Here is a 24,344-nt window from a genome sequence, read left to right as displayed (position 1 = left end):
GCTAATCTATAGATAAATATTGGAAATATTATGACAAAGCAATTAATTACACTGGGCGATATTGATATCGCCAACCATAAACCTTTCGTATTATTTGGTGGTATGAATGTGCTGGAGTCGAGAGACTTAGCCATGACCATTGCCGAGCACTATGTTGAAGTAACCCAAAAACTCAATATTCCTTTTGTATTTAAGGCCTCATTTGATAAAGCTAACCGTTCGTCGGTTAGCGCATATCGTGGCCCTGGTTTGGACGAAGGCTTAAAGATTTTTCAAGAAATTAAGTCGACATTTAATGTCCCGATTATTACTGACGTACATGAACCTTATCAAGCTGGACCTGTTGCGGAAGTGGCTGATATTATTCAGTTACCTGCGTTTCTTGCACGTCAAACTGATTTGGTGGTTGCCATGGCAAAAACCGGTGCGATTATTAACGTGAAAAAGCCACAATTTTTGGCTGCCCATGAAATGCGTCATATCATCAATAAGTTTGCCGAAGCCGGTAACGAAGACATTATTCTTTGCGAGCGTGGTAGTTGCTTTGGTTACAATAACTTAATTGTTGATATGTTAGCCATGGATGAGATGAAAAGCTATGCGCCCGTTATGTTTGACGCCACGCATGCCTTGCAACGTCCAGGTGGTAGAGAAGACTCAGCTGACGGCCGACGTGCACAAGCGGCGCAATTAGCCCGTAGTGGTATGGCTATTGGTATCGCAGGCTTATTTATTGAGTCGCACCCTGATCCATTAAACGCAAAGTGCGATGGCCCTTGCGCGTTACCCTTAGATAAACTTGAACCTTATTTAGCACAAATGAAAGCGTTAGACGAGTTAGTTAAAGGCTTTGAACCGCTCATTACAGGGTAGATACTTAACTTGGATAATACGTAGCTTGTATGGGTTATATAGTGGGGCTAGGTTAATTAGGTGTTGTTGAGCTTACTAAGTTAGTAGCAATTGCCAGTAGTAACTGCCAGTTGCTACTTTTAGTCACAACAACACATTGTTTACTAAAAATATTTATTGCAAATAAAAAGGGCGCTATTAAGCGCCCTTTTTCTATATGGGTAGTGTCATGATTAATGGTTATTTCAAGTGGTGAAAGTCGATATCTTCGATATTTTTACCCGCTTTAGGGTCGTTAAACACCGCTTCATCAAATTGATCTTCAGACTTACCGACAATAACCGTTACCATACTATCACCCGTCACGTTAACCGCGGTACGTGTCATATCTAGTAAGCGGTCTACACCAATAATTAGCGCAATGCCTTCAACAGGTAAACCGACTTGCTCTAGCACCATAGCTAACATAATTAAGCCAACACCGGGAACACCCGCCGTGCCAATTGATGCTAATGTCGCTGTTAATATCACCATTAAATAATCAGTAAGCGTTAAGTCTTGGCTAAATACTTGTGCAATAAATACCGTAGCAACACCCTGCATAATTGCCGTACCGTCCATATTAATGGTGGCACCTAATGGCACAGTAAATGAAGCAATGGAGTTCTTAACACCCATTTTCTTTGTTGTTGTCTCTAAGGTAATGGGTAAAGTTGCATTACTGCTTGAGGTTGAAAATGCAAAAATAGCGGTATCACGCATTTTCTTTAAAAAGATTAATGGATTTAAGCCAGTAAATAACTTAAGTAAAACAGGATAAGTGATAAAGGCATGCAGTAATAATGCAAAAAGCACCACAAAGAAATACCCCAACAAATTGCCAAAGGTACTTAACGACACGTCAGTAAATAAGCCGGCTAATAAACAAAATACACCATAGGGCGCAATGTTCATCAAGATAGTAACAAGGCGCATAATTACAACACTCATATCTTCAAAAAGTGCAGCAACACGCTCGCCCGGTTTGCCAGAAAGTGCAATGGCGATACCAAATAATAAAGCAAAAATAATAACTTGCAGCATGTTGCCCTGAGCAAATGAGGCAAATGGATTACTTGGGAACATTTGAATAAGGGTTTGAGCAAGTGAAGGGGCTTCTCGACTGGTAAAGGTTGTACCCGTCGTCATATTTACGCCTTCACCAGGGCTAACAAGTAAAGCTAAACCCATAGCAAAGCTAATCGCAATTGCCGTTGTGAGTAAATATAAGCCTATAGATTTACCACCGATGCGACCTAGCTTAGTGGTATCTTTTAGTGAGCAAGTGCCGCAAATTAACGAAACGAACACTAAAGGTACGACCAACATCTGTAAACTAGAAATAAATACTTGGCCAATAACCTCAAAAACACCATCAACTAAAAAGCCGCGGACTGAAAAATCAAAGAGGTATAGAGGAATAACGAAATCAGAGCCATCAGGCATCAACCATTGTAAAATTGTGCCAGTGAGAATACCCGCAATCATACCAGTAACAATTCGAGCAGTTAAACTTGCTTGCTTTTTTTCAGCCATATTTTTCTTATTTTATTGAGCGATGCCTTATTATGTTGTTGCGACGGACAGAAATCAAATGATTAAAGCATAGGGCTGTTGATTTTAGAAGATTATTTTTATTGCCGTTTTTTTTGCTCTTTAATTAAGCTAAGTAGGTAAAAGGTAATGATTGGCGTTAATATGCGATGCGACGAGATTAACGACAAAAAAAATTTTATGGTGCGTATGTTAAGTTGCTTTAATTTTCTTACTGTATCCACTTTGCTTGAAAAATTGCCTAGCTGCCTAGCTGCCTAACTCGCTACTTGGGACTTGTCTCAATAAAAAATAGCATTCCGTCTGATTTAATTGGCGTAAATTTAATAAATAATCCCCTGAAAACCACCAGTTCTAGATAAATTATATTTTTATGTGAATCATTGACTTTTTTTGCGATAATTCGGTTATTATCGAGTTAACTTAATAAAAAATATAGGGAGATCCTTTTTATGGCGCTATTTCAACGTCTTAGTTTAGTTTTAATATTTGCACTATTAGTCGGTTGTGGAGGTGGTGCTGGTGGATTTGACGAAACCCCAGATGGCAGCGATGGTAGTACACCAGACGCTATAACTATTACTTTAGCTATTTCGGATAATAATCTTACTCAAGCGACACCACAAACGCTTACAGTAAATGTCATGCAAGGTAGTACACCGCTATCTGATAAATTAGTCACATTTACAGTTAGTAATACAGATTTGGCAAGTTTTAGTACTGATGTCAATACGAGTAGTACTGATGCAGATGGAAACGCTGAAATAGGTTTACTTGCCGGTGCAAGTAGCGGTGACGGTTCAGTCACTGCTAACATCGACGGTATTGATTCAAACTCTGTAACGTTTAAAAGTGCAGGTGATGGCTCAGAAGAAGTCGGAAATGCATTAACCATTACTAGTTTTACTAATAGCACCTCGATTTCTAATGCCAATCCTGCCAATATTATTATTCATTTTGAAGCCGCTAATGGTATTGATTTGAGTAATGAAGTGATCACCTTTACTTCCACTTTAGGTTTGCTTGACCCTAAGACAGGTACGGTACTGACCAACAGTACGGGTGATGCAACCATCACACTTTCTGCAGGGACAGTCCGTGGTGCGGGAGTCTTAACGGCTAGCTCTAATGCCGGTGATGCAGTAACGCAAGGTTTTTTTACCGAAGGTGACGGCTCAGAAGAAGACGGAAATGCATTAACCATTACTAGTTTTACTAATAGCACCTCGATTTCTAATGCCAATCCTGCCAATATTATTATTCATTTTGAAGCGGCTAATGGTACTGATTTAAGTAATGAAGTCATTACTTTTTCCTCAACTCTAGGTGTATTGGATCCCATTACGGGTACGGTACTGACTAACAGTACGGGTGACGCAACGATTACACTTTTTGCTGGTACAGTTCGTGGTGCAGGTGTATTAACAGTTAGCTCCAGTGCGGGCGATGTGGTTACACAAGGTTTCTTTTCTGAAGGTAATAGTGTTGGATCAGGTGTCAATATAAGCTTAGCTTTAACCGATAGTGAAGGTAATGAGGTTGAACAAATAAGCAGTATCTCTTCGGGTAAACTAATTGCAACCGTTACTGGGGTAAACAAAGCGGTTATTGTTACTTTTACAACTGACCTAGGCACTATTCCCATTCAAACAGCAATCGCAACAACAGGTAGTGATTACATTGCAACTGTTGATCTATTAGCAGGTAATTCACTAGGCGCTGGTACGGTGATAGCACAATTAGCATCAGGTGAATCAGAGCAGTTAGTTTTTTCAATTGGCGCATCTTCTCTTGGCATGGGTAATGCCATTGATGGCGTTACGGGTTTACCTGATGGTTTAATTGCTGTGCCAGCTGGTGTTATTTCTGCTGGTGCTACTGCTGGTTTGTCTGTGAGCATTTGGGACGTCTCTAATGCTTCAGCGAGTACACCTGCGACATTATTTACTACAGAAACTGTTGAAGTTAGTTTTACTTCAGGTTGTAGTGACCTATCTGTAACAACAGCCAATATTGATTCCCCTGTTGCAACTATAGCGGGTATTGCTCAAAGCACTTATTTAGCCCAAGGTTGTCAGGGGCCTGATATTGTTACTGCAACGGCTAATGCTGGAGGAACAGTTTTATCTGCCACAGGAACGGTGACAATTAGTTCCCCGGATTCTGGCAGTATTGAATTTATTTCTGCAACACCAGAAAATATTAGTTTGAAAGGTGTTGGTGGTATCGAAAGCTCAACAGTTGCCTTTAAAGTAAGAGATACCAACGGTAATGTTGTTGCTAATAAAGATGTTGATTTCTCCTTAAATACTGAAGTTGGAGGTATTGGCTGGAGCCCAAAATTTGCCAAAACTGATAGTAATGGTTTGGTTCAAACGGTTGTCAATTCAGGCACAGTACATACTAGTGTTCGGGTTAGAGCTGAGTTAAATGAAGATGCATCAATTTTTACACAATCTAACTTGTTAGTGATTTCAACAGGTATTCCAGATCAAGACAGTTTTAGTTTATCTGCCAGTGTCTTTAATCCAGAAGCGTGGAATATTGATGGTACGGAAGTTACCATTACGGCAAGGTTAGCGGACGCATTTAATAACCCTGCCCCTGATGGAACAGCTGTTGCTTTTACCACTGAAGGTGGTGCCATTGAAAATTCTTGTGTTACTACAAAAGGTGTATGTTCGGTAATTTGGACCAGTCAAAATGTTAGGCCGGCAGGTCAAGAGTTAGGTGAAGCTAATAATGGACCGACATTAATCCAAAGTACTGCAGATATTAGTAAAGGTTTTGATTTTACAGGCAAGGCAATTAGCTTTACTGTTTCGACTTCAGAGGATATAGATACTATAACGCTGGAGAGTGATTATGCATCTAAAGCTAATTTACTTGCTGAAGTTAATACTTCGTTGGCAGATTCAGACGTTAAAGCTGTATCAGGCTTTGAAGACTTGTTTGAGCTTATTTCACCAGCAGGTTTAGATATTACCATCGAAGACACCTCTAGCGGCTCGGTAACAACTTTCGATGTTTTAGGCCTAGCTGATGGTACTACTTATTATAATGATGCTAATCAAGTGTTAGGGTTAAGTCGAATCAACCGTATTAAAGATGGTAAGGATTTTTCGACCAACGATATTGAATTTACTGTTACAACTGATGATGGTTCAGGTCCAATTATAGCTACTGTGTTCTTAGATGAAAATTACACTTCTTCTAGTGCTATTATATTTAGGATTAATACATTACTTAACGAAGGGAATGGGGCGGGTCCAAGTCCTGTACAGGCTTCAGAGTCTATTCAAAATGGTATAAGTTATGTAAGGCTTACTACAACGAGTGGTCTCGATATTTCGATAGCAGACCAAGGAGGCAGTAGTAGTACGTCTAATGAGTTAGGTATTTCTGACAGTATTGCATCAACATTTGTCGGTACGAGTGCCATTAAGATCATCAATGCAGGTAGAGACTTTAGCATCAACGATATTAAGTTTAATGTTGAAACCACCGATGGTGTAGATACTGTAACCCTAAACAGTAATTATGATAGTCCTGCAGATATAGTTGAAAAAGTTGATACAGATCTTGTAAACTCTTCTGTGACTGCTTCTGAGTTTATATACGCTGGAGATACATATTTACTGCTGACATCATCGACTCGCTTAGATATAAAGATTATTAATGGAGCTGGCACTGTTTCGACCTTTGCAGGAATAGGTTTGTCAGATGGCACCACCTTCGCATCGAGAATTAATAGTGCTTCACCTAGTCGTAATAACTTTATGGGGCAAAAATATGGTGGACGAGCGACGATTTCTGCAACAGCTATTGGTGAGGAATCTTTCTCTGATTTTAATGGTAATGGCCTTTATGATCAAACTGAAAAAAATGCCTTTTTAGGTCTCAATGATAATTCAGGGTTAGATGTTAATGGTTCACCTTATGACTTAACAGAGTCTTTTATTGATTACAATGAAGATGGTATTTATAACCCAGATCCAACAGTGGCTAATGGCGAAAGAGCGGGTGGTGAAACTGGTGGCAAAGAAGAGAAATTTGATGACTTTAATTCAAGTGGCGATTTTGATTTAGAAGATAAGCAATATAATGGCTCATTATGTGGTGATGCTGACAATTGTGCTGCTGAGAAATCAATTAATGTTCGGGGTTCAGTTGTGCTAGTTATGTCGGGTAGTAATCCAAGATTTGTTACAACTTATCCTACTAATGGTGAAAGCATCGATATAGTTCAAGATGGTACTGTGGCAGCAGCAGTAACTATTTCAGATTTTCATAATCAACCTATGCCAGCAGGTACAGTAGTCACTTTTGATGCGGCTGTAGGTACACCTATAGGTGTACCTTCAGGTGGCTATGAATGGCCTAATACTAACTTTAACGGTGGTAGCGTATTTACTGTCACTATTGAAGGGGTAAAAGATAAGGACATCAGTGGACCACTTGTGGTTACCGTGACAACACCGTCGGGGGTTGCTACCTCATATACTGTTGCTACTATAAATATAATGTCGTTTTAAATATATAAGGCATAATAAAAAAGGCTCCAGTAGGAGCCTTTTTTATTAACTTGATGCTGAGCCAGCGTTATTTAAGATAAATTATTTATTCATCTCTTCAATCAAGAAAGCTGAAATCTCTGCACCTGCAGCTAGGGTTTTATCACGGCTGACGGCACCTAAACCTGTGCTGTCGGTGAAGGGGGCAATTTCCATCATGTCGGCGCCAGTAATCGGGTACTGTGCGGCAATAGCGCGCAATATTTGCATTGACTCGTTGGGTGATAAGCCATCTGGCTCTGGTGTGCCTGTTGCTGCTGCATAGGTTTCATCGAGTGCGTCAATATCATAGCTAACATAAATTTCATCGATGTTATCGGCTTTTAATTGCTTGATTATTTTTTCAATAATCGCTTCCACGCCTTGCTCTTTAAGTTCATGTGCCCAATGTTGCTTAACGCCAAAAGTGCTTTCCCAATGTGCTTTAGGCTTGCCACTTGAACGAATGCCGATTTGAATTAAATCACGACGTTCAGTTAAGTCGTCTAAGATGTGTGTGCACCACGAGCCAAAGCACAAGTCGATACCTAAACGTTCAACCAATAAATCGGTATGGGCGTCAAAGTGAATAATAGCCGCACGCACGCCTTGTTTTTTCTTCGCTTGTAAATAGGCTTTTGCTAATGGGTAACTAACAGAATGATCACCGCCAATACCAAATATGCCTTTGTTAGGAAATTCAGCATAAAAGTCGTGTAATACATCTTCTGTGATTGATAACGGGCTAACAGGAAACTCGCTATTCTGATCTTGATAAAGCGCTTTTCGACAATTGGCAATGGTTGCCTCATTAAGATATTTATCATGTAACAAATGCGGAATAACGCGCACGTCGCCTAAATCAAAGGCATTTAAATCAGGGTATTGTTCTAACAATGTTGAGCGAACAAATAAAGGTCCCCAGTTAGCACCACGCAAAATTCCACCACCACAGTCTGAAGCAATGCCGAGAATAACCGCATTAGTCGACTGTGGCAGTTTTTCAATACTTTGCTGCCATAGTGACTCTATATCGTTTGATTGGCCAAATAAGGCTTTATGCAAACGCTCTTTACGCTCTTTGGCAGTGTTGACGGTAAAAACGCCGTTTCCTGGTGGACATAAGCACTGGTTGATTTTATTTTTAAATGTTGACCATGAAGTTGTCATGTATATTCTCTTCCTATTAAAAGGTATTGAAATTCACTTAAATGAACGCAAACTACCTGGAGTGATTGTAAAAAATTGTTAATACTGGCCATAAAGTGCAGTTATTTCGCTTTCAGCCCTTAAATTTTGCTAAAAAGTCGATTATGATGGCGCCGAAAAGTTCGCGTCATTATAGCTAAAAGTTGTAAAAAGGCATATATATAAAATTTTTTGCTTGTCAGCTTGCTAATTTACAGATATATCTAATAGTAATTTCAGTCTCAAATTTAATTTTACGTCTCAGTTTTATTCACGAAGGCAATTTTTTCTTAATGTTTTGCTTGCGCAATATTAAGTTATTCAATGCAAATAACTGTGACGCAACTGACATCGTCAGCTTAGTAGGAATATAAAATAATATGGCAAAATCTCTGGTAATTGTGGAATCGCCAGCCAAAGCGAAAACAATTAACAAGTACCTTGGTAAAGATTTTATTGTTAAATCTAGTGTGGGTCACGTTCGTGATCTACCGCATAGTAGCACGGGTAAAAAAGTAGCGGCAAAATCTCCTGCTGAAGTAAGAAAAATGGCGCCTGCGGCGAAAGCTAAATATAAAGCTAAACGCGACAAACTCGCATTAGTTAATCGTATGGGTATTGATCCTGATAACGATTGGGCCGCGAATTATCAAATATTGGAAGGCAAAGAAAAAGTTGTTGCTGAATTAATCAAACTTGCCAGTACCGCAGATACTATCTATCTCGCAACCGATTTGGATAGAGAGGGTGAGGCAATTGCATGGCACTTAAAAGAAATTATTGGTGGCGATGACGCTAAATTTAAGCGCGTAGTTTTCAACGAAATTACTGAAAACGCCATTCAACAAGCGTTTTCTGCACCAGGCGAATTAAGCATGCCTGGGGTTAATGCCCAACAAGCACGACGTTTTCTCGATCGTGTGGTTGGCTTTATGGTCAGCCCATTATTGTGGAAAAAAGTAGCTCGAGGTTTATCAGCTGGTCGTGTGCAATCGGTTGCCGTTAAACTTGTCGTGGAAAAAGAGCGTGAAATTAAAGCTTTTGATCCAAAAGAATATTGGGAAGTTAGTGCCGATACGCAAACCTCTACAGGTAGCGACTTTGCATTAGATGTTACTCATGACCATGGCAAAGCTTTTAAGCCAACCAACGAAGCCGATACGAACAAAGCGTTAACTGTCTTAAAATCATCGGCTTATACAGTAAGTAAACGTGAAGACAAACCGTCAAAAAGTACGCCGTCAGCACCCTTTATTACTTCAACATTGCAACAGGCGGCTAGTACTAAATTAGGCTTTGGTGTTAAACGTACTATGGGGCTTGCGCAACGTTTATACGAAGCGGGTCATATTACTTATATGCGTACCGACTCGACCAATTTAAGTAAAGATGCGGTTGAAACTTGTCGAGGTTATATTACTGATAATTTTGGTGAAAATTATTTACCAGAAAATGCGAAAGTTTATACCAGTAAAGGTAATGCTCAAGAAGCGCATGAGGCTATTCGTCCATCAAACGTTAAGCTTGAAGCGGCTTTTATCACTGATGTTGATGCGGACGCGAAAAAGTTATACGAATTAATTTGGCGCCAATTTGTGGCTTGTCAAATGACGGCAGCACGTTACACGGTAAGTACCATTACCGTTGATGCTTCTGGCTTTGATTTAAAAGCGAAAGGGCGTGTAATGCAATTTGACGGTTGGACACGTGTTCACCCGCAACTATCAAAAGGTGATGACACCCATTTACCTGATTTAGCCGTAGGTGAAGTATTAACACTTCAACAGTTAAATCCATCGCAAAACTTTACTAAGCCACCAGCGCGTTTTGGTGAAGCATCGTTAGTTAAAGAGTTAGAAAAACGTTCAATTGGTCGTCCTTCGACTTATGCGTCAATTATTTCTACCATTCAAGATCGTGGTTATGTGCGCTTAGATAAAAAACGCTTTTATGCCGAAAAAATGGGTGAAATTGTTACCGATAGCTTATCGGGTAGCTTTAAAAAATTAATGAATTATGACTTCACTGCCAATATGGAGCAGGAGTTAGATGAAGTTGCTGAAGGTAAAAGTAACTGGAAAGATGTATTAAACGGCTTCTATAAAAGCTTTACCGAGCAGCTAGAACTTGCCGACACGCCTTCTGAGGAAGGTGGCATGCGTAATAACGAACCAATTGTAACCGATATTGATTGCCCAACCTGTGGTCGTAAAATGGGTATTAGAACTGGCTCAACGGGTGTGTTTTTAGGCTGTTCTGGCTATGCATTACCACCGAAAGAGCGTTGTACTACTACCATGAACTTAACGCCTGGTGAAGAAGCGGTTAGTGTCTTAGCTGAAGACCAAGAAACTGAAGCGTTACGTGCTATGCACCGTTGTGAGAAATGTGGCACGGCGATGGACAGTTACCTGATTGACGAAACACGCAAATTGCATGTTTGTGGTAATAATCCAGTTTGTGACGGCCTAGAATTAGAAACCGGTGAGTTTAAACTTAAAGGTTACGACGGACCTATTTTAGCATGTGACCGTTGTGATGCTGAAATGGAGTTAAAATCAGGCCGTTTTGGTAAGTATTTTGATTGTACTAACAGCGAGTGTAAAAACACCCGTAAGTTATTAGCCAGTGGCGAAGCTGCGCCACCCAAAGAAGACCCAGTACAATTACCTGAATTAGCATGTGAAAAGTCTGAAGCACACTTTGTGTTACGTGATGGCGCAGCCGGTATCTTTTTAGCGGCCAATACCTTCCCTAAATCACGGGAAACACGAGCACCTAAAGTTGCTGAGCTAGCGCGTTTTCGCGATAGAATTTCAGAAAAATTCTATTACCTAGCCGATGCACCAGCGCAAGATCCAGAAGGCAACTTAGCGGTTGTTCGTTATAGTCGAAAAACTAAGTCACAATATGTTATGACTGAAGTTGAAGGCAAAGCAACGGGTTGGAATGCTAAGTATGTTGATGATAAGTGGGTTGAAGAACTCGCTAAGAAAAAAGTAGTAAAAGCCAAAGCAAAACCTAAAGCTAAAGCTAAGCCTAAGGCGAAAAAAACAGCCTAAATAGATAACTGCTCTACTTCAAAATGCTGAAACGGTATCTTGAAGTAGAATAGAGCAGTAATGTTACAAAAAAAAGCGCTCTAAGAGCGCTTTTTTTATGTTCACGACAAACACTCAGTTTGAGCTTGTAAGCGTTTTTTTGTGCTAGAAAAAACTAAGTTCCAAAATCCTTGCCGGCAATGCCGTGTTCATATGGCGGTTCATCGCCATCTCAGTAATTGCTCCTGCATTACTTTAATGATTTTCATCCCGATAAAAAATAGCTGCACGGCATCCGTACATTCATGTGCGTTAATGTGAAAAAAACGGCGATGTCAAAAACAATGTCGAGTTTCAACAGCTTTTCATTATTATCAGTGATAAAATCTGTTTTATTTTATCAAAGATTTATTATGGCGATTAATTGGTTCCCGGGGCATATGCATAAAGCCCAAAGAGAAATTAAAGAAATTTTACCGCAAATTGATGTGGTGATTGAAGTTTGTGATGCGCGTTTACCTTTTAGTAGCGAAAACCCCATGATCACTGAAATTCGTGGTGATAAACCATTAATTAAAATTTTAAATAAATCAGACTTAGCTGATCCTAAAGTCACCGAGTTATGGCTGAACTATTTAGAGTCTCAGCATAACGTAAAAGCGATTGCATTAACCACAGAGTCGCCATCGGTTGCTAAGACACTTCCTAACTTAATTCGAAAATTAGCCGCTAATAAAGATGAAGCCGGTAAGCAAATTAATGCCGTTATCATGGGGATCCCTAATGTGGGAAAATCTACCTTGATTAACACCCTAGTCGGTAAAGCTAAGGCTAAAGTCGGTAATGAACCTGCGGTAACCAAAGGTCAGCAAAGAATACGTTTAGATGAGGGTTTATATTTATATGACACCCCAGGTATGCTTTGGCCGAAAATAGTCAATGAAAATAGTGGTTATCGTTTAGCGATCACCAGCGCAGTGAAAGACACCGCATTTGATCATGAAGAAATTGCTTGTTTTGCTGCTGAATATTTATTGGCTGCTTACCCTGAACGTTTAAAAGAGCGTTACGCCATTGAGGAGCTGCCAGCACAAGAAGTTGAGTTAATTGAAGCGATTGGTAAACGTCGTGGTTGTGTTAAAAGCGGCGGACACATTGACTTTCACAAAGCGTCTGAAATATTAATTAATGAAATTCGCGATAAAACCTTAGGCGGCATATCCTTTGAAACGCCAGAAATGGTGATAGCAGAGGTGGTGCATTTTGATAAGGTTGAAGCAGACAAAGTTGCTGCCAGAGAAGCCAAAAAACTCGCCAGAGGCCGAGGTCGCCGCAATAAACGTTAGTATTAACTAAGCTCATTACTAAACTTAGCATTAAAAATTTAGTGATAAGTTTAATCAGTAAGTTTAGTTATAAGATTAAGATAAGGTAGCAATATGAGTGAGCAATTTAAATTACATCCACAATTAGCCAATGACTGCTTTGTTATGGCGGATTTTCCACTTTCTCGTTTATTACTGTGTAATGACAGTGCTTACCCTTGGTTCATTTTAGTGCCAAAAGTCGATGGTATTCAGGATATATATCAACTGGATTGGCAACAACAGCAACAGCTATTAAATGAATCAAGCATGCTAAGTGAAGTGCTGATGCAGGAATTTAAAGGTGACAAAATGAATGTGGCAGCCTTAGGCAATGTAGTATCACAATTGCATTTACACCACATAGTGCGTTATGAAAAAGATGCCTGTTGGCCAAAGCCTATTTGGGGGCAGCAAGCGCTAACACCTTATACAGATATCGAACTAGACGTTATCAAAAGTCGCATAATACCTAAATTATCAGCCATATTGTTATCTGATAACTAAGTTTCAATATAGCTTAGCTTTAATATAACTAAGCTTTAATATAGCGAAGCCTTAATACTCAGTGTATTAAGGCTTCTTGTATTTACCCGCTATATTTCAAGAGACAAACCAGTATTTGAAGTGCAGCAGGTATAATCGTGCAAGCCTAAATCAGCTTAACTAAGCTATACAGGTTTTTTTTGCAACAGACGATTGCTTCATCATGGCAAGAGACTGGCTCAAATCTTCAATTAAATCATCAACATTTTCAAGACCAACCGATATTCTAATTAAACTATCGCTGATGCCGGCGGCTAAACGCTCTTCTTGCGTATAAGGTGAATGTGTCATCGAGGCAGGATGTTGAATAAGAGACTCTGCATCGCCTAAACTAACGGCAATTGAAAATAACTGCATACGGTTAATAAAATCACTACCACCGGCTAAATCACTATCAATTTCAAAAGCAATAACACCGCCAGCTGCTTTCATTTGCGAGCCGATAAATTTATGTCCTGGGTGGCTTTTTAGGCCTGGATAATAAACGTGCGTGACTTGCTGATTACTTTCTAGAAATTTCGCTATTTTTTCAGCGTTACTGCAATGGCGTTCCATACGAATAGGTAAGGTTTTAAGGCCTCGCATGATCAACCATGCATCATGTGGACTCATGGTTGCGCCAATATCTTTGAGTACCGTCATTTTTATCATCATGATCATTTCACTAGTACCACAAATAATACCAGCAACCACATCACCATGACCGTTTAAATATTTTGTTGCGCTATGCACTACTATATCTATGCCATACTTTCCCGGTTGCTGTAATACTGGCGTTAAAAAGGTGTTATCGACGATAGAAATAATATTGTGTTTTTGCGCTATTTCACCAATCATGGCTAAGTCGTATACCGCTAAGTTTGGATTTACCGGTGTTTCTAAAAAGATGACTTTTGTATTGGATTTTATAGCTGCTTCAATCTCTGCAGGGTTTGCCATATCAACAAAGCTAACTTCAATACCCCATCGGGTAAGTTGATGATTCATTAAAGCAAATGAACAACCATAAACCGCTTTTGATGAAATTAAATGATCGCCACAAGATAAATTACTCAGTAAAGCGCCAGAGACAGCGCCCATACCAGTAGCCGTGGCCGCGGCGTCTTCCATGCCTTCCATTGCGGCTACTCGCATTTCTAATTGTCGAGTTGTTGGATTACCTAAACGGCTATATATATAGCCTTCAGCTTTGCCTGCAAACCTATCAGCACCTTGTTGTGCGTTGTCGAAGATAAAAGTAGAGGTTTGATAAAGTGGCGTAGCTAATGAACCAAATTGTTCGTCATTAATACGGCCTGAATGAATCGCTTGAGTTTCAATATGTTTACTTTCTGACATGGGATACCTTTATCTTTGGGAGAATTATTATTGTTGTTAGCTGTAAGTCAGTCACTTATTAATAGTTCTGAAGCAATTATATTGCCATCTTTTTATATTCTTATTTATCAGTGGCTTATGTTTTTTTAATTAGATTTAACAAGGAGTTTGTAATATATTTATTACAAACTCCTTGTAGCTAATAAAGATAATAAGTTAAAATATACAAGAAAGCCTTGTTGGCTATAGCTTTGCTTGAGGTTTGTTTGTTGTAATAATTACATTACGATGTAATATATTTATTACAACACTAGATGTGTATGGTATTGATGAGGAGTTTAGGTGCGAATAGAAATAAAATCTGAAGACCGAATGGGTATTAGCCAAGAAATATTGGCAACTTTTACTGGTTTGGCGCTAGACATTCAAGCAATGGAAGTAAGCTCACAATTTATATTTGTGCATTTGGCCAAAAGTGCCATTAGTTTTAATAAAGTAAAAAAAGCATTAATGAGCGTTGCCGGAGTTGATCACTGTCGGGCAGTGGATTTATTACCCTCAGAAAGTCGAGAACGGCATTTAAGAGCATTAGTGAATCGTCTGCCTGATGCTATTATCGATATTGATGAAAACGCTTGTGTGATGGCATTAAATCAAGCGAGTGAAAAGCTATTGGTGAATCATCAACGCCACAAAGGGGGGTCGCCATTACTCGGTGAGCAACTCAAAGGAGCTAAAGTTAATCGCTTACTTGATATAGAAATCACCTTGCCGTTATTGGATGAAATTAGCTCGCAAAATGTTGATATTGCCGGACAAAGTTACTTAGCAGAAATTAGCCCGATCAGTGAACAAGAAAACAGCTCTGGTGCCGTTATATCCTTAAAATCAATCACCAGTTTAGGTCGACAAATTTCGATACTGCAAACGAGAGATGCTCAGGGACTTGATAATATTATTGGTCAATCTGCTAGCATCCAATTACTTAAAGAACAAACAGCTCGCTTTGCTGAATTGGAATTGCCGGTATTAATTAATGGTGAAACAGGCACGGGTAAAGAGCTTGTTGCCAGAGCTTTACATAATGCGAGCAAACGTCAACAAGCGCCATTTTTAGCGGTAAATTGTGCAACGTTACCTGAACATTTACTTGAAAGTGAGCTGTTTGGCTACGCAAATGGTGCTTTTACGGGCGCGCAAAAGGGTGGTAAACCGGGTTTACTTGAGTTGGCGGAAGGCGGCACTTTATTCTTAGATGAAATTGCTGAAATGTCACCTTATTTACAAGCTAAACTATTAAGGTTTTTACAAGACTTTAAATTTCGTCGTTTGGGTGGTACCAAAGAATTACAGGCCAACGTTAGAGTACTGAGTGCGACTCATCAAGATTTATTAGCCATGATAAGTCAGCACAAGTTTAGGGAGGATTTGTTTTATCGCTTAAATGTGCTGAATTTAAATTCGCCGCCATTACGTGAACGTGCCGAAGATATTGCCTTAATAGCGCGCCATTTTGTGCTGCTTGCGGCAACACAAATGAACTTGCAGCAACCGAAAATTGATGAAAGTGCCATACAATTACTCTCATCGTATCCTTGGCCCGGCAATATTCGAGAATTACAAAATGTGTTGTTTAGGGCGGTAGCACTGAATGAATATGGTGATATCTCTGCACAAAATATCAGCGTCGCTTTAGCGCAATTTAAACAAACTGAAGTCACTGGTGTGGTTAAATTTAAAGTAGAAAACGAGCTTGAGGATTGGGCAAGTGCGCAAGCAAAATTTGAACAGCAGCTTATTAGCGCTTTATATCCTTATTATCCGACAACGCGCAAATTGGCAGAGCGATTAAAGGTATCACATAACAAAATTGCCATGAAATTGAGGCAGTTTGGCATTAATAACTAAATAACTAAATAACTAAATAACTAATAAATAATGCCAAATACCGAATCACTAATAACTGTGGGTAACCGTTGTGAAGATGATTTAATCTTCTAGTATTTTGTAGAGGATTTGTTTAACGTTTTTAGGCTCAAATGGTTTATCGCACATAGCTGTAACGCCCTCAGTGAGTATATTCGCTAAGTGGGTTTGACTACTTTCACTCGTTACCATAAGTATGGGAATATGTGATTGTTGGCTCTCACTGCGAATATATCGGGTTAGCTCTTGTCCATTGACTTCTGGCATATTGTAGTCAGTAACGACGAGGTCATACATATTTTCTTTTAATAAGGCAATGGCTTCATTACCATCAACGGCTTCGGTTATTTTAAGTAAACCCAAGTTGTTCAATACGCGTTTAATATGATTTCTGGCTAGGCGACTATCATCAACGAGCAAAACGCGCACTTGATGAACATCAAAGTAGTCAAGTTCTAGCTCATCGGTTGATAATAAATCAATGGTCGTGTTTATTGCTGTTGCTAAGTGATCAGAAGTAAAAGGTTTTGGTAATAAAGCAATAACACCAGATTGCTTAAACTCTTCTAATTTTTTCAGGCGACTCTCACTGGTAACTAGCATAAAAGGTGTGTCAGCAATAGCAGGGTTATTTCTTATTTTATGCAGCAATTCTATCGCACTACCGTCATCAAAATACATCGCGCTGGTAATTAAATCACGTGGATATTTTTCGGCACTGTCATAAGCTTCAGCAATGTTTTTAGCTTCTGATACTTGGGTGATACCCAGCTGTTTTAACTCTTTAATTATAATTTTTCTTTGTAAGTCAGAAGGCTCAACAACCAGTAAAGATAATTCATTTGGATTCATAATATTACTCTATAGTTTTTAATTGATTACTTAGCCACCAATAAATTTGACCTTAAAGCCACTTTTTTCGAGCACTAATTTTATTTCTTCGCGCTTATCACCTTGAACTTCTATTACGTCACCCACTACGCTGCCGCCAGTGCCACAGGTTTTTTTAAGTTTTTTGGCAAGTTCTTTTAAGGCTTTATTATCTAAACCTAAACCGGTAATGGTGATAACACCTTTTCCCTTTCTGCCTTTAGTTTCTCGACGTACTTTTGCAAAACCGTCTGACGGTGTAACTGTCGTACTTTTAGCCGGTGATATTCTTCCGTCAGCCGTTGAATAGACCAAAGCTTGATCGTTACTATTTTGCTTAGGGGCTGTATCGTCGATACTTTTACCAAAGGCACTAGCTAAGTCACTTAGGCTAGAAAATTTTTTTGTCATAGTTGTACCAATCTCACTAATTTCTGATCATTTCTATTGGTTAAAACAAGCCACTACTAGCTTGTTTATTTAATCATTATCGCTTTACCAATGCCGCTTATTAAGCAATGCAGTAGCCTATTGCCCTAAACAAGTCGTTATTAAATAAATGCTTTGTATTTGGTGATGTTACCTGCATATAAAGTAGAGCAGACAATTAATGGAACTGGCCCTACTGCTAAAATTTGGATAAAATAAAACCACTGCTCGAGTGGTTTTATTATACAGAGAATAAAGTGAGCTTAAAGCTTACTTTCTAATTCAGGTAAAGCGTCAAATAAATCAGCCACTAAACCGTAATCAGCTACTTGGAATATTGGTGCTTCAGCATCTTTGTTAATCGCAACAATGACTTTAGAGTCTTTCATACCGGCTAAATGTTGAATAGCACCTGAAATACCTACGGCGATATATAAGTCAGGAGCAACAATTTTACCTGTTTGACCCACTTGCATATCGTTTGGTACAAAGCCAGCATCAACCGCGGCACGAGAAGCGCCAATGGCTGCGCCTAACTTATCAGCTATACCATCAAGTAATTTGAAGTTTTCGCCGTTTTGCATACCACGACCACCAGAGATGATCACACTTGCCGCACCGAGTTCAGGTCTTTCTGAAACCGAAAGTTGTTCACTTACGTAGCTAGAAATGCCGGCATCAGTGACCTTGTCTAGAGCAATAATTTCAGCATTACCATCAGTTGCAACGGCGTCAAAACCAGTAGAGCGAACAGTAATTACTTTTTTGCTGTCTAAACTTTGCACTGTGGCAATGGCATTACCAGCGTATATAGGACGGACAAAGGTGTCACTACTTTCTACGGCAATAATATCTGAAATTTGCGTAACATCTAATAACGCAGCAACACGTGGCATAAAGTTTTTGCCCGTTGTCAGTGCTGTCGCCATGATGTGGCTATAATCTGCGGCAAGTTCAGTCACTAATAATGAAACATTCTCAGCCAGTTGGTGTTCATAAGCGGCGTTATCAGCGACCAACACTTTTGAAACACCATTAACCTTGCTTGCTGCTTCAGCAATGGCTTGACAGTTGTGACCAGCCACTAAAAGATGAATATCTCCACCAATAGCTTGCGCTGCTGCAACAGTTTTTAGTGTATCGGCTTTTAATTCGCTATTATCGTGTTCGGCAAATACTAAAATGCTCATGAGATCACCTTCGCTTCATTTTTTAATTTTTCTACTAATTCATCAATGCTTTCAACAATAATACCGGCTTTGCGTTCAGCAGGTGGTGTAACTTTAATTAAATTAGTACGTGCGGTTAAATCAATACCAAAATCAGCGGCCGCTTTTACCACTAGTGGCTTGCGTTTGGCCTTCATTATATTCGGTAATGAGGCATAACGAGGTTCATTTAAGCGTAAGTCAGTGGTGACAATAGCTGGTAGAGTTAAGGCTATAGTTTGCAAACCGCTATCAACTTCACGAGTGACATTAACTTTATCGCCATCAATGCTTACAGCCGAGGCGAATGTACCTTGTGACATGCCAGTAAGTGCCGCTAACATTTGGCCTGTTTGGTTGTTGTCGCTGTCAATTGACTGCTTACCAAGAATAACCAGTTGTGGCTGCTCTTCTTCCACTATTTTTTGTAATAGTTTAGCAACGTTAATTGAATCTAAGCTTTCATCTGTCTCAATTTGAATAGCACGGTCAGCACCTAAGGCTAGGGCTGTACGCAACTGTTCTTGGCAAGATTTATTACCAATAGATACGGCGATAACTTCAGTGGCTATGCCCGCTTCTTTTAAACGAACGGCTTCTTCAACAGCAATTTCACAAAAAGGGTTAATTGCCATTTTTACATTAGCAAGATCGACATTTGAATTGTCTGCTTTAACACGTACTTTTACGTTATAGTCAATAACGCGTTTGATGGGTACTAATACTTTCATCGTTGCCTCTGATTATGTTGGTTGTAGGTAATCTTGGTTAAACTAAAGTTAATTCAACTTAACGCTATAATTATGGCTTGAAAGACTACTTGCAGATGACGTTTACGTCAACGTCTTCTGTCGATATGGTCAGTCAAATCGTGTTTAAATAAATATTATCGTTAATTAATGCAATACAAGATAGTATTTAACACGAATATATCTATAATGTTTGATATTATCAAACAGGTGTTTGAAAATCAAACGTGTGTTTGAATATTTCATATAATAATTAAATGATGGGAGATGTTATGGAACGCGAATCAATGGAGTTTGATGTTGTAATTGTTGGAGCGGGTCCTGCAGGCCTGTCGACTGCTTGTCAACTAATGAAACTTGCACAAGAAAAAGAACAAGAACTTATGGTCTGCGTAGTTGAGAAGGGCTCTGAAGTTGGCGCTCATATTCTTTCTGGTGCAGTTTTTGAACCACGAGCATTAAATGAATTATTTCCTGATTGGAAAGAAAAGGGTGCGCCTTTAAATACCGCTGTTACCGGCGATGATATTTATTTATTTAATGGCGAAAAGAGTGCGATAAAATTACCTAGTTTTAGTGTCCCTAAAACTATGCACAATGACGGTAACTACATTGTTAGTATGGGCAATGTTTGTCGTTGGTTAGCCGAACAGGCTGAAGAGTTGGGCGTGGAGATTTTTCCAGGCTTCCCTGCACATAGCATTATTTATAATGACGATGGCAGTGTTGGTGGTGTTACTACCGGTGATATGGGATTAGATGCAGAAGGTAAGCCTAAAGATTCGTTTATGCCGGGTATGGAGCTAAAAGCAAAATACACGGTTTTTGCTGAAGGCTGTCGTGGCCATTTAGGCAAAGAACTTATCGCTAAATTTGGCCTGGATGCTGATAAATCACCACAACATTACGGTTTAGGTTTTAAAGAAATTTGGGATATTGCCCCTGAAAAGCACCAAGAAGGTTTAGTGGTGCATTCTGCTGGCTGGCCGCTTGAGAAAGACACTAACGGTGGCGGTTATTTATATCATGCGGAAAACAACCAAGTTTTTGTTGGTTTAATTGTTGATTTAAGTTATAGCAATCCGCATTTAAGTCCGTTTGATGAGTTTCAACGTTACAAGCATCATCCTAAAATTGCCCAATATCTTGAAGGTGGCAAGCGTGTATCATATGGCGCAAGAGCAATGGCTAAAGGTGGCTTTAATTCACTACCTAAAATGACTATGCCAGGTGCGGTATTAGTAGGTTGTGACGCGGGTACCATTAATTTTGCTAAAATCAAAGGTAACCATACCGCGATGAAGTCTGGCATGTTGGCGGCTGAGTCTATTTTTGATGCCTTACTAACCGGTGATGAAGGTGGTAAGGATTTAACCAGTTTTACAGAGAAGTATCAAAATTCTTGGTTATATGACGAATTATATAAGACACGTAATTTTGGCCCAGCTATGCACAAGTTCGGCACCTTTTTAGGTGGCGCTTATAACACAGTCGACCAAAACTTCTTTGGTGGTAAGTTACCGTTCAACTTTAAAGATGACAGCTTAGATCATGAACAACTAAAACTAGCCGCAGATGTGCCGGTGATTAATTATCCCAAACCTGATAATAAATTGAGTTTTGATAAACTGTCATCAGTATTCTTATCAAATACTAATCATGCAGAAGAGCAGCCATGCCACTTGAAGTTAGCAGATAGCAGTATTCCTATTGGTGTTAACTTAGTCAAATATGGTGAGCCAGCGCGACTTTATTGTCCTGCAGGGGTATATGAAGTTGAAAGTACAACAGACGGCGATAAATTTGTTATTAACTCGCAAAACTGTGTGCACTGTAAAACTTGTGATATAAAAGATCCGAGCCAAAATATTACTTGGGTAACACCAGAAGGCACCGGTGGCCCTAATTATCCTAATATGTAGTAATATAAAACGGATGATTAGCCACTCGTTCAGATTGATGTGATTGTGTATATCGCTATTTTTGAACAAAAAAACCTGCAATTGCAGGTTTTTTTATGTTTATAAAATGGGGCTTTACAATTATAAAGTTTACTTTAGTGCTTTTTCAATGCCGTAGCGAGGAGCGCTGTCAATGCAGTTGATTAATGAGTTATTATCAAATTGAATTCTGCTAAGGCTGGTATTTCTAATTGCAGCTTGTTTTCTATCTGATCAAGTTTTAGTAAGCTTGCACAAATTATTGCCGCTTTATTTTCTAACGTATTAGCTTGGTTACTTATATCGATTTTTATATCATTACCCATTGACTCAATGCGTTGGTCAAAAGTTTCAACACGTTGTTCGGTACTTTGTTTTTCTTTATGGGTTATGGCTTCACCCACAGCGACTAAAATGTTACCGACAGAGTTAGTCACAATAGTTTCGATTTCTTTTTTAAATTCACCAGCAAAAATCTCATCAAAATCGTCGAAATCTTGTGGCGCAATATAGTAGCTTTCATCGCTATGGTTAAAGCGAGTACGTAGTCGCGATTTCATCTCATCAAACTTTTCTTGAAACTGTTGATGTGTAGCACTGTTTTCGCCAGTTAAGCTGCTGATCACTTTATTGACCGCTTTTAACCCGAGCTCAACACCTTCTATAGCGATTGAAACTATCGCAGGCACTTGTGATCTAATGCCGCGGGTATATTCGCTCAATTGACTTTTTTGTGCCTGGTTAAGCGCAACTTCACGGCCATAAACAAAAAGCTGATGTTGGCCATTTATTTGTACATAAGTTTGCCCCTGATTGACAATACGCAGGTGAGCTGGATCGATAATAACACCATAATTAAAATTAATATCGCATTGTTGGGCGTTTGCTGCGCTGATAAATAAACAGCTAACTAGTAAGCTGCGGGCGATAAATGCCATAGCAAAACTCCATATTATATCGGATTTGTAGCGGAAATTATTATATTGAAACAAGTGGTTCTATATGAACTTTTTGGTCTTTGTAAATGAAACGACTAGGGCCGTATTCACGGCGAGTTTTATCGTGATATTCACCGATGATAACTTGTACACCAGGATACACTTTTTCGCTTGCTTCAACACAACCACTGGTCATATATTCTTGCAGCTTCTCTTTATCTGACTCTTTTTCAGCGCTAAACTCAGCCATTTTTTTCATATGATAGCGGTAAGTGGAGATAACTTTCGCCAATATTTCTGGTTTTGCTTTATTTTTGGGGCGTTTTTTTAGTTTAATCACTGTATCTTTTAGCGCGAAAAGCGTATCAGACTCAGCTTTTATAGCTAGATCAATTTCTACAATTTTAGCTAAGCACTCGTGCATTCTATGGGCAAAAGTTATAATGGTCATACTGCCGGCTGTTGCACCTATTGTTCCTGCGTGCACTGACTTACCTGCACTAATATAGCCAGCAATAAGTTTACCGTTGGCTTTTTCTTCGCGACCAACCCACACCGTTTTATTAACCTTTACTATGCTATGCATTATTTGATTTTCAATTCGTAATGAGTCACAGGTGATATCGGCGTATTGGCAATATTTGGCAAAAACCTTACCATTGGCTTTAATATGAGCACTTAAGTGGATTTTAGAAATATCGACTGATTCAACTTCTTGTTTTTTACCAATAATACCTTTGCCAATAGTTATATCTCCACCAGCATCTAGCGTAGCAGATTCAACGAAACCGCCAATTGAAATGTCACCTGTAGCAACTACTTTCATGCCTTCACCAATGTCACCATCTATAATGACACTACCTTTAAATTTAACATGGCCAGTACCGACATCAACATTTTTAAGATGGTAAACACTGTCAACCTCCATACCGTTTTCAATAATACGAGGTAGGCCAACCAAGGTAGAAACTAAAATGCTGCTGTTTTTTGGGCTTAAAGCGGTTCCTTCACCAACTAATATGTCAATATCTGTACCAGGTGTAGAGTCTAATATATCGCCGGTGACGGTATAGCCTGGAATACCATTAGTCAGTGGGATTTTTTTAGCGAGAGGATCGCCTATTTTTACACAGATAATATCACCAAGATCGCGCATATCTACACTACCATCATCACGTTTTTTGGGTTTTAATATTCTATCTTGTGCACTCTCTACTAAGAGTTTTACATAGGCATTTTTACCCTCTATCGGTAATTTTCCGTGCGCTATTTCACACTTTACCATCGAACCGGCGGGCTCTTTAGCTGCCCGTTTGGCAAGTGATATTAATTGTTCTTTACTAAAACCTTTATAAACCTTAGCGGCTTGAGCCGCATCGAGTATTGCTTTTGCGCTCATGTGTTGGCCACCAAGCGCTGTTGTAACTTCTGCTGAAGCTGACATTTTGTCGTCAGCAATTTCAATTAAAAACGTAGCATCGCGCCGCTCAAGTATTTGGTATTTTATTTCACGACCAGTATGATTTTCTTTTAACGGTTTTAAAACACTTTCTAGTTCAGCGATGGCATTTTTAATATTAGCCTCAACAACATATAAATGACTGTATTGAGAGTTATTAATTAGCTCATGTATATCAGCTTCCGTTAGGGGGGTCTTCGTTTTTATCGGAGACAACACTAGGTCGATGTTATTGACTTCGTTACTTACTAAACTTACCTTGCTCACAAGCCTATAACTCCATTATTTTATAAAATTTACTATTCCCTGAATATAATTCTCTTGATGAACTTACCTTGCTCACAAGCCTGTAACTCCATTATTTTATAAAA

Annotated in this window: 16 protein-coding genes; 7 read left to right on the top strand and 9 right to left on the bottom strand. The window is 39.2% G+C overall.

The window, feature by feature from the left end:
• Positions 1 to 30: 30 nt before the first annotated feature.
• Positions 31 to 873, top strand: a complete 843-nt coding sequence (kdsA, locus tag H4J65_RS12335) for a 3-deoxy-8-phosphooctulonate synthase (RefSeq protein WP_182198378.1) — start codon at positions 31 to 33, stop codon at positions 871 to 873.
• A 219-nt stretch (positions 874 to 1,092) separates the two neighbouring features.
• Here kdsA and H4J65_RS12330 read toward each other — a convergent pair whose 3' ends face one another.
• Positions 1,093 to 2,427: a dicarboxylate/amino acid:cation symporter gene (locus H4J65_RS12330; protein ID WP_182198377.1), complete on the bottom strand. Its 1,335-nt coding sequence runs from the start codon at positions 2,425 to 2,427 to the stop codon at positions 1,093 to 1,095.
• Positions 2,428 to 2,897: 470 nt separating this feature from the next.
• Here H4J65_RS12330 and H4J65_RS12325 point away from each other — a divergent pair, with 470 nt between their 5' ends.
• Entirely contained in the window at positions 2,898 to 6,980 is a 4,083-nt protein-coding gene (locus H4J65_RS12325; protein ID WP_182198376.1) for a hypothetical protein, read from the top strand.
• A gap of 81 nt (positions 6,981 to 7,061) precedes the next feature.
• Here H4J65_RS12325 and H4J65_RS12320 read toward each other — a convergent pair whose 3' ends face one another.
• Positions 7,062 to 8,168 carry an arginase family protein gene (locus tag H4J65_RS12320; protein WP_182198375.1) on the bottom strand — a complete coding sequence of 369 codons (1,107 nt, stop codon included), beginning with the start codon at positions 8,166 to 8,168 and terminating at the stop codon, positions 7,062 to 7,064.
• A gap of 398 nt (positions 8,169 to 8,566) precedes the next feature.
• On the opposite strand from H4J65_RS12320, the gene topA reads away from it, so the two are divergent.
• The 3 genes from topA (at position 8,567) to H4J65_RS12305 (ending at position 13,098) form a co-directional block, all read left to right on the top strand.
• Entirely contained in the window at positions 8,567 to 11,248 is a 2,682-nt protein-coding gene (gene topA, locus H4J65_RS12315) for a type I DNA topoisomerase (RefSeq protein WP_182138036.1), read from the top strand.
• 392 nt (positions 11,249 to 11,640) lie between these two features.
• Positions 11,641 to 12,573: a ribosome biogenesis GTPase YlqF gene (ylqF, locus tag H4J65_RS12310; protein ID WP_182138037.1), complete on the top strand. Its 933-nt coding sequence runs from the start codon at positions 11,641 to 11,643 to the stop codon at positions 12,571 to 12,573.
• 93 nt (positions 12,574 to 12,666) lie between these two features.
• The gene (locus H4J65_RS12305; protein ID WP_182198374.1) at positions 12,667 to 13,098 is read left to right on the top strand and encodes an HIT domain-containing protein; all 432 of its coding nucleotides are present in this window, start codon (positions 12,667 to 12,669) and stop codon (positions 13,096 to 13,098) included.
• A 159-nt stretch (positions 13,099 to 13,257) separates the two neighbouring features.
• Here the strand turns inward: H4J65_RS12305 and megL are convergent, their stop codons facing one another.
• Entirely contained in the window at positions 13,258 to 14,475 is a 1,218-nt protein-coding gene (megL, locus tag H4J65_RS12300) for a methionine gamma-lyase (RefSeq protein WP_182198373.1), read from the bottom strand.
• A 321-nt stretch (positions 14,476 to 14,796) separates the two neighbouring features.
• On the opposite strand from megL, the gene H4J65_RS12295 reads away from it, so the two are divergent.
• Positions 14,797 to 16,362 (top strand): sigma 54-interacting transcriptional regulator, encoded by a 1,566-nt coding sequence (locus H4J65_RS12295; protein ID WP_182198372.1) that lies wholly within the window; start codon positions 14,797 to 14,799, stop codon positions 16,360 to 16,362.
• Positions 16,363 to 16,443: 81 nt separating this feature from the next.
• Here the strand turns inward: H4J65_RS12295 and H4J65_RS12290 are convergent, their stop codons facing one another.
• The 4 genes from H4J65_RS12290 to H4J65_RS12275 all read right to left on the bottom strand — a co-directional run bounded on the left by H4J65_RS12290 (position 16,444) and on the right by H4J65_RS12275 (position 19,618).
• Positions 16,444 to 17,232, bottom strand: coding sequence for a response regulator (locus H4J65_RS12290; protein WP_182138041.1), 789 nt, complete (start codon positions 17,230 to 17,232; stop codon positions 16,444 to 16,446).
• Positions 17,233 to 17,262: 30 nt separating this feature from the next.
• On the bottom strand, positions 17,263 to 17,661 hold the full coding sequence (locus H4J65_RS12285; protein ID WP_182198371.1) for a stress response translation initiation inhibitor YciH: 399 nt from the start codon (positions 17,659 to 17,661) through the stop codon (positions 17,263 to 17,265).
• A gap of 281 nt (positions 17,662 to 17,942) precedes the next feature.
• The gene (locus H4J65_RS12280) at positions 17,943 to 18,869 is read right to left on the bottom strand and encodes an electron transfer flavoprotein subunit alpha/FixB family protein (RefSeq protein WP_182138043.1); all 927 of its coding nucleotides are present in this window, start codon (positions 18,867 to 18,869) and stop codon (positions 17,943 to 17,945) included.
• Positions 18,866 to 19,618: an electron transfer flavoprotein subunit beta/FixA family protein gene (locus tag H4J65_RS12275; RefSeq protein ID WP_182198370.1), complete on the bottom strand. Its 753-nt coding sequence runs from the start codon at positions 19,616 to 19,618 to the stop codon at positions 18,866 to 18,868. Before H4J65_RS12275 ends, H4J65_RS12280 begins: the two co-directional genes overlap by 4 nt.
• Before the next feature lie 290 nt (positions 19,619 to 19,908).
• On the opposite strand from H4J65_RS12275, the gene H4J65_RS12270 reads away from it, so the two are divergent.
• Complete coding sequence (locus tag H4J65_RS12270) at positions 19,909 to 21,558, top strand: electron transfer flavoprotein-ubiquinone oxidoreductase (RefSeq protein ID WP_182198369.1); 1,650 nt, start codon at positions 19,909 to 19,911, stop codon at positions 21,556 to 21,558.
• A gap of 182 nt (positions 21,559 to 21,740) precedes the next feature.
• Here H4J65_RS12270 and H4J65_RS12265 read toward each other — a convergent pair whose 3' ends face one another.
• Together H4J65_RS12265 and H4J65_RS12260 are read right to left on the bottom strand one after the other, a co-directional pair.
• The gene (locus tag H4J65_RS12265) at positions 21,741 to 22,514 is read right to left on the bottom strand and encodes a DUF2884 family protein (RefSeq protein WP_182198368.1); all 774 of its coding nucleotides are present in this window, start codon (positions 22,512 to 22,514) and stop codon (positions 21,741 to 21,743) included.
• 40 nt (positions 22,515 to 22,554) lie between these two features.
• The gene (locus H4J65_RS12260; protein WP_182198367.1) at positions 22,555 to 24,240 is read right to left on the bottom strand and encodes a DUF342 domain-containing protein; all 1,686 of its coding nucleotides are present in this window, start codon (positions 24,238 to 24,240) and stop codon (positions 22,555 to 22,557) included.
• Positions 24,241 to 24,344 lie beyond the last annotated feature (104 nt).

This window comes from Colwellia sp. MB02u-9, assembly GCF_014077085.1.
Lineage (GTDB): Bacteria > Pseudomonadota > Gammaproteobacteria > Enterobacterales > Alteromonadaceae > Cognaticolwellia.
Note: the sequence above shows the minus strand (reverse complement) of the source record. Positions and strands in the feature narration are given on the sequence as shown.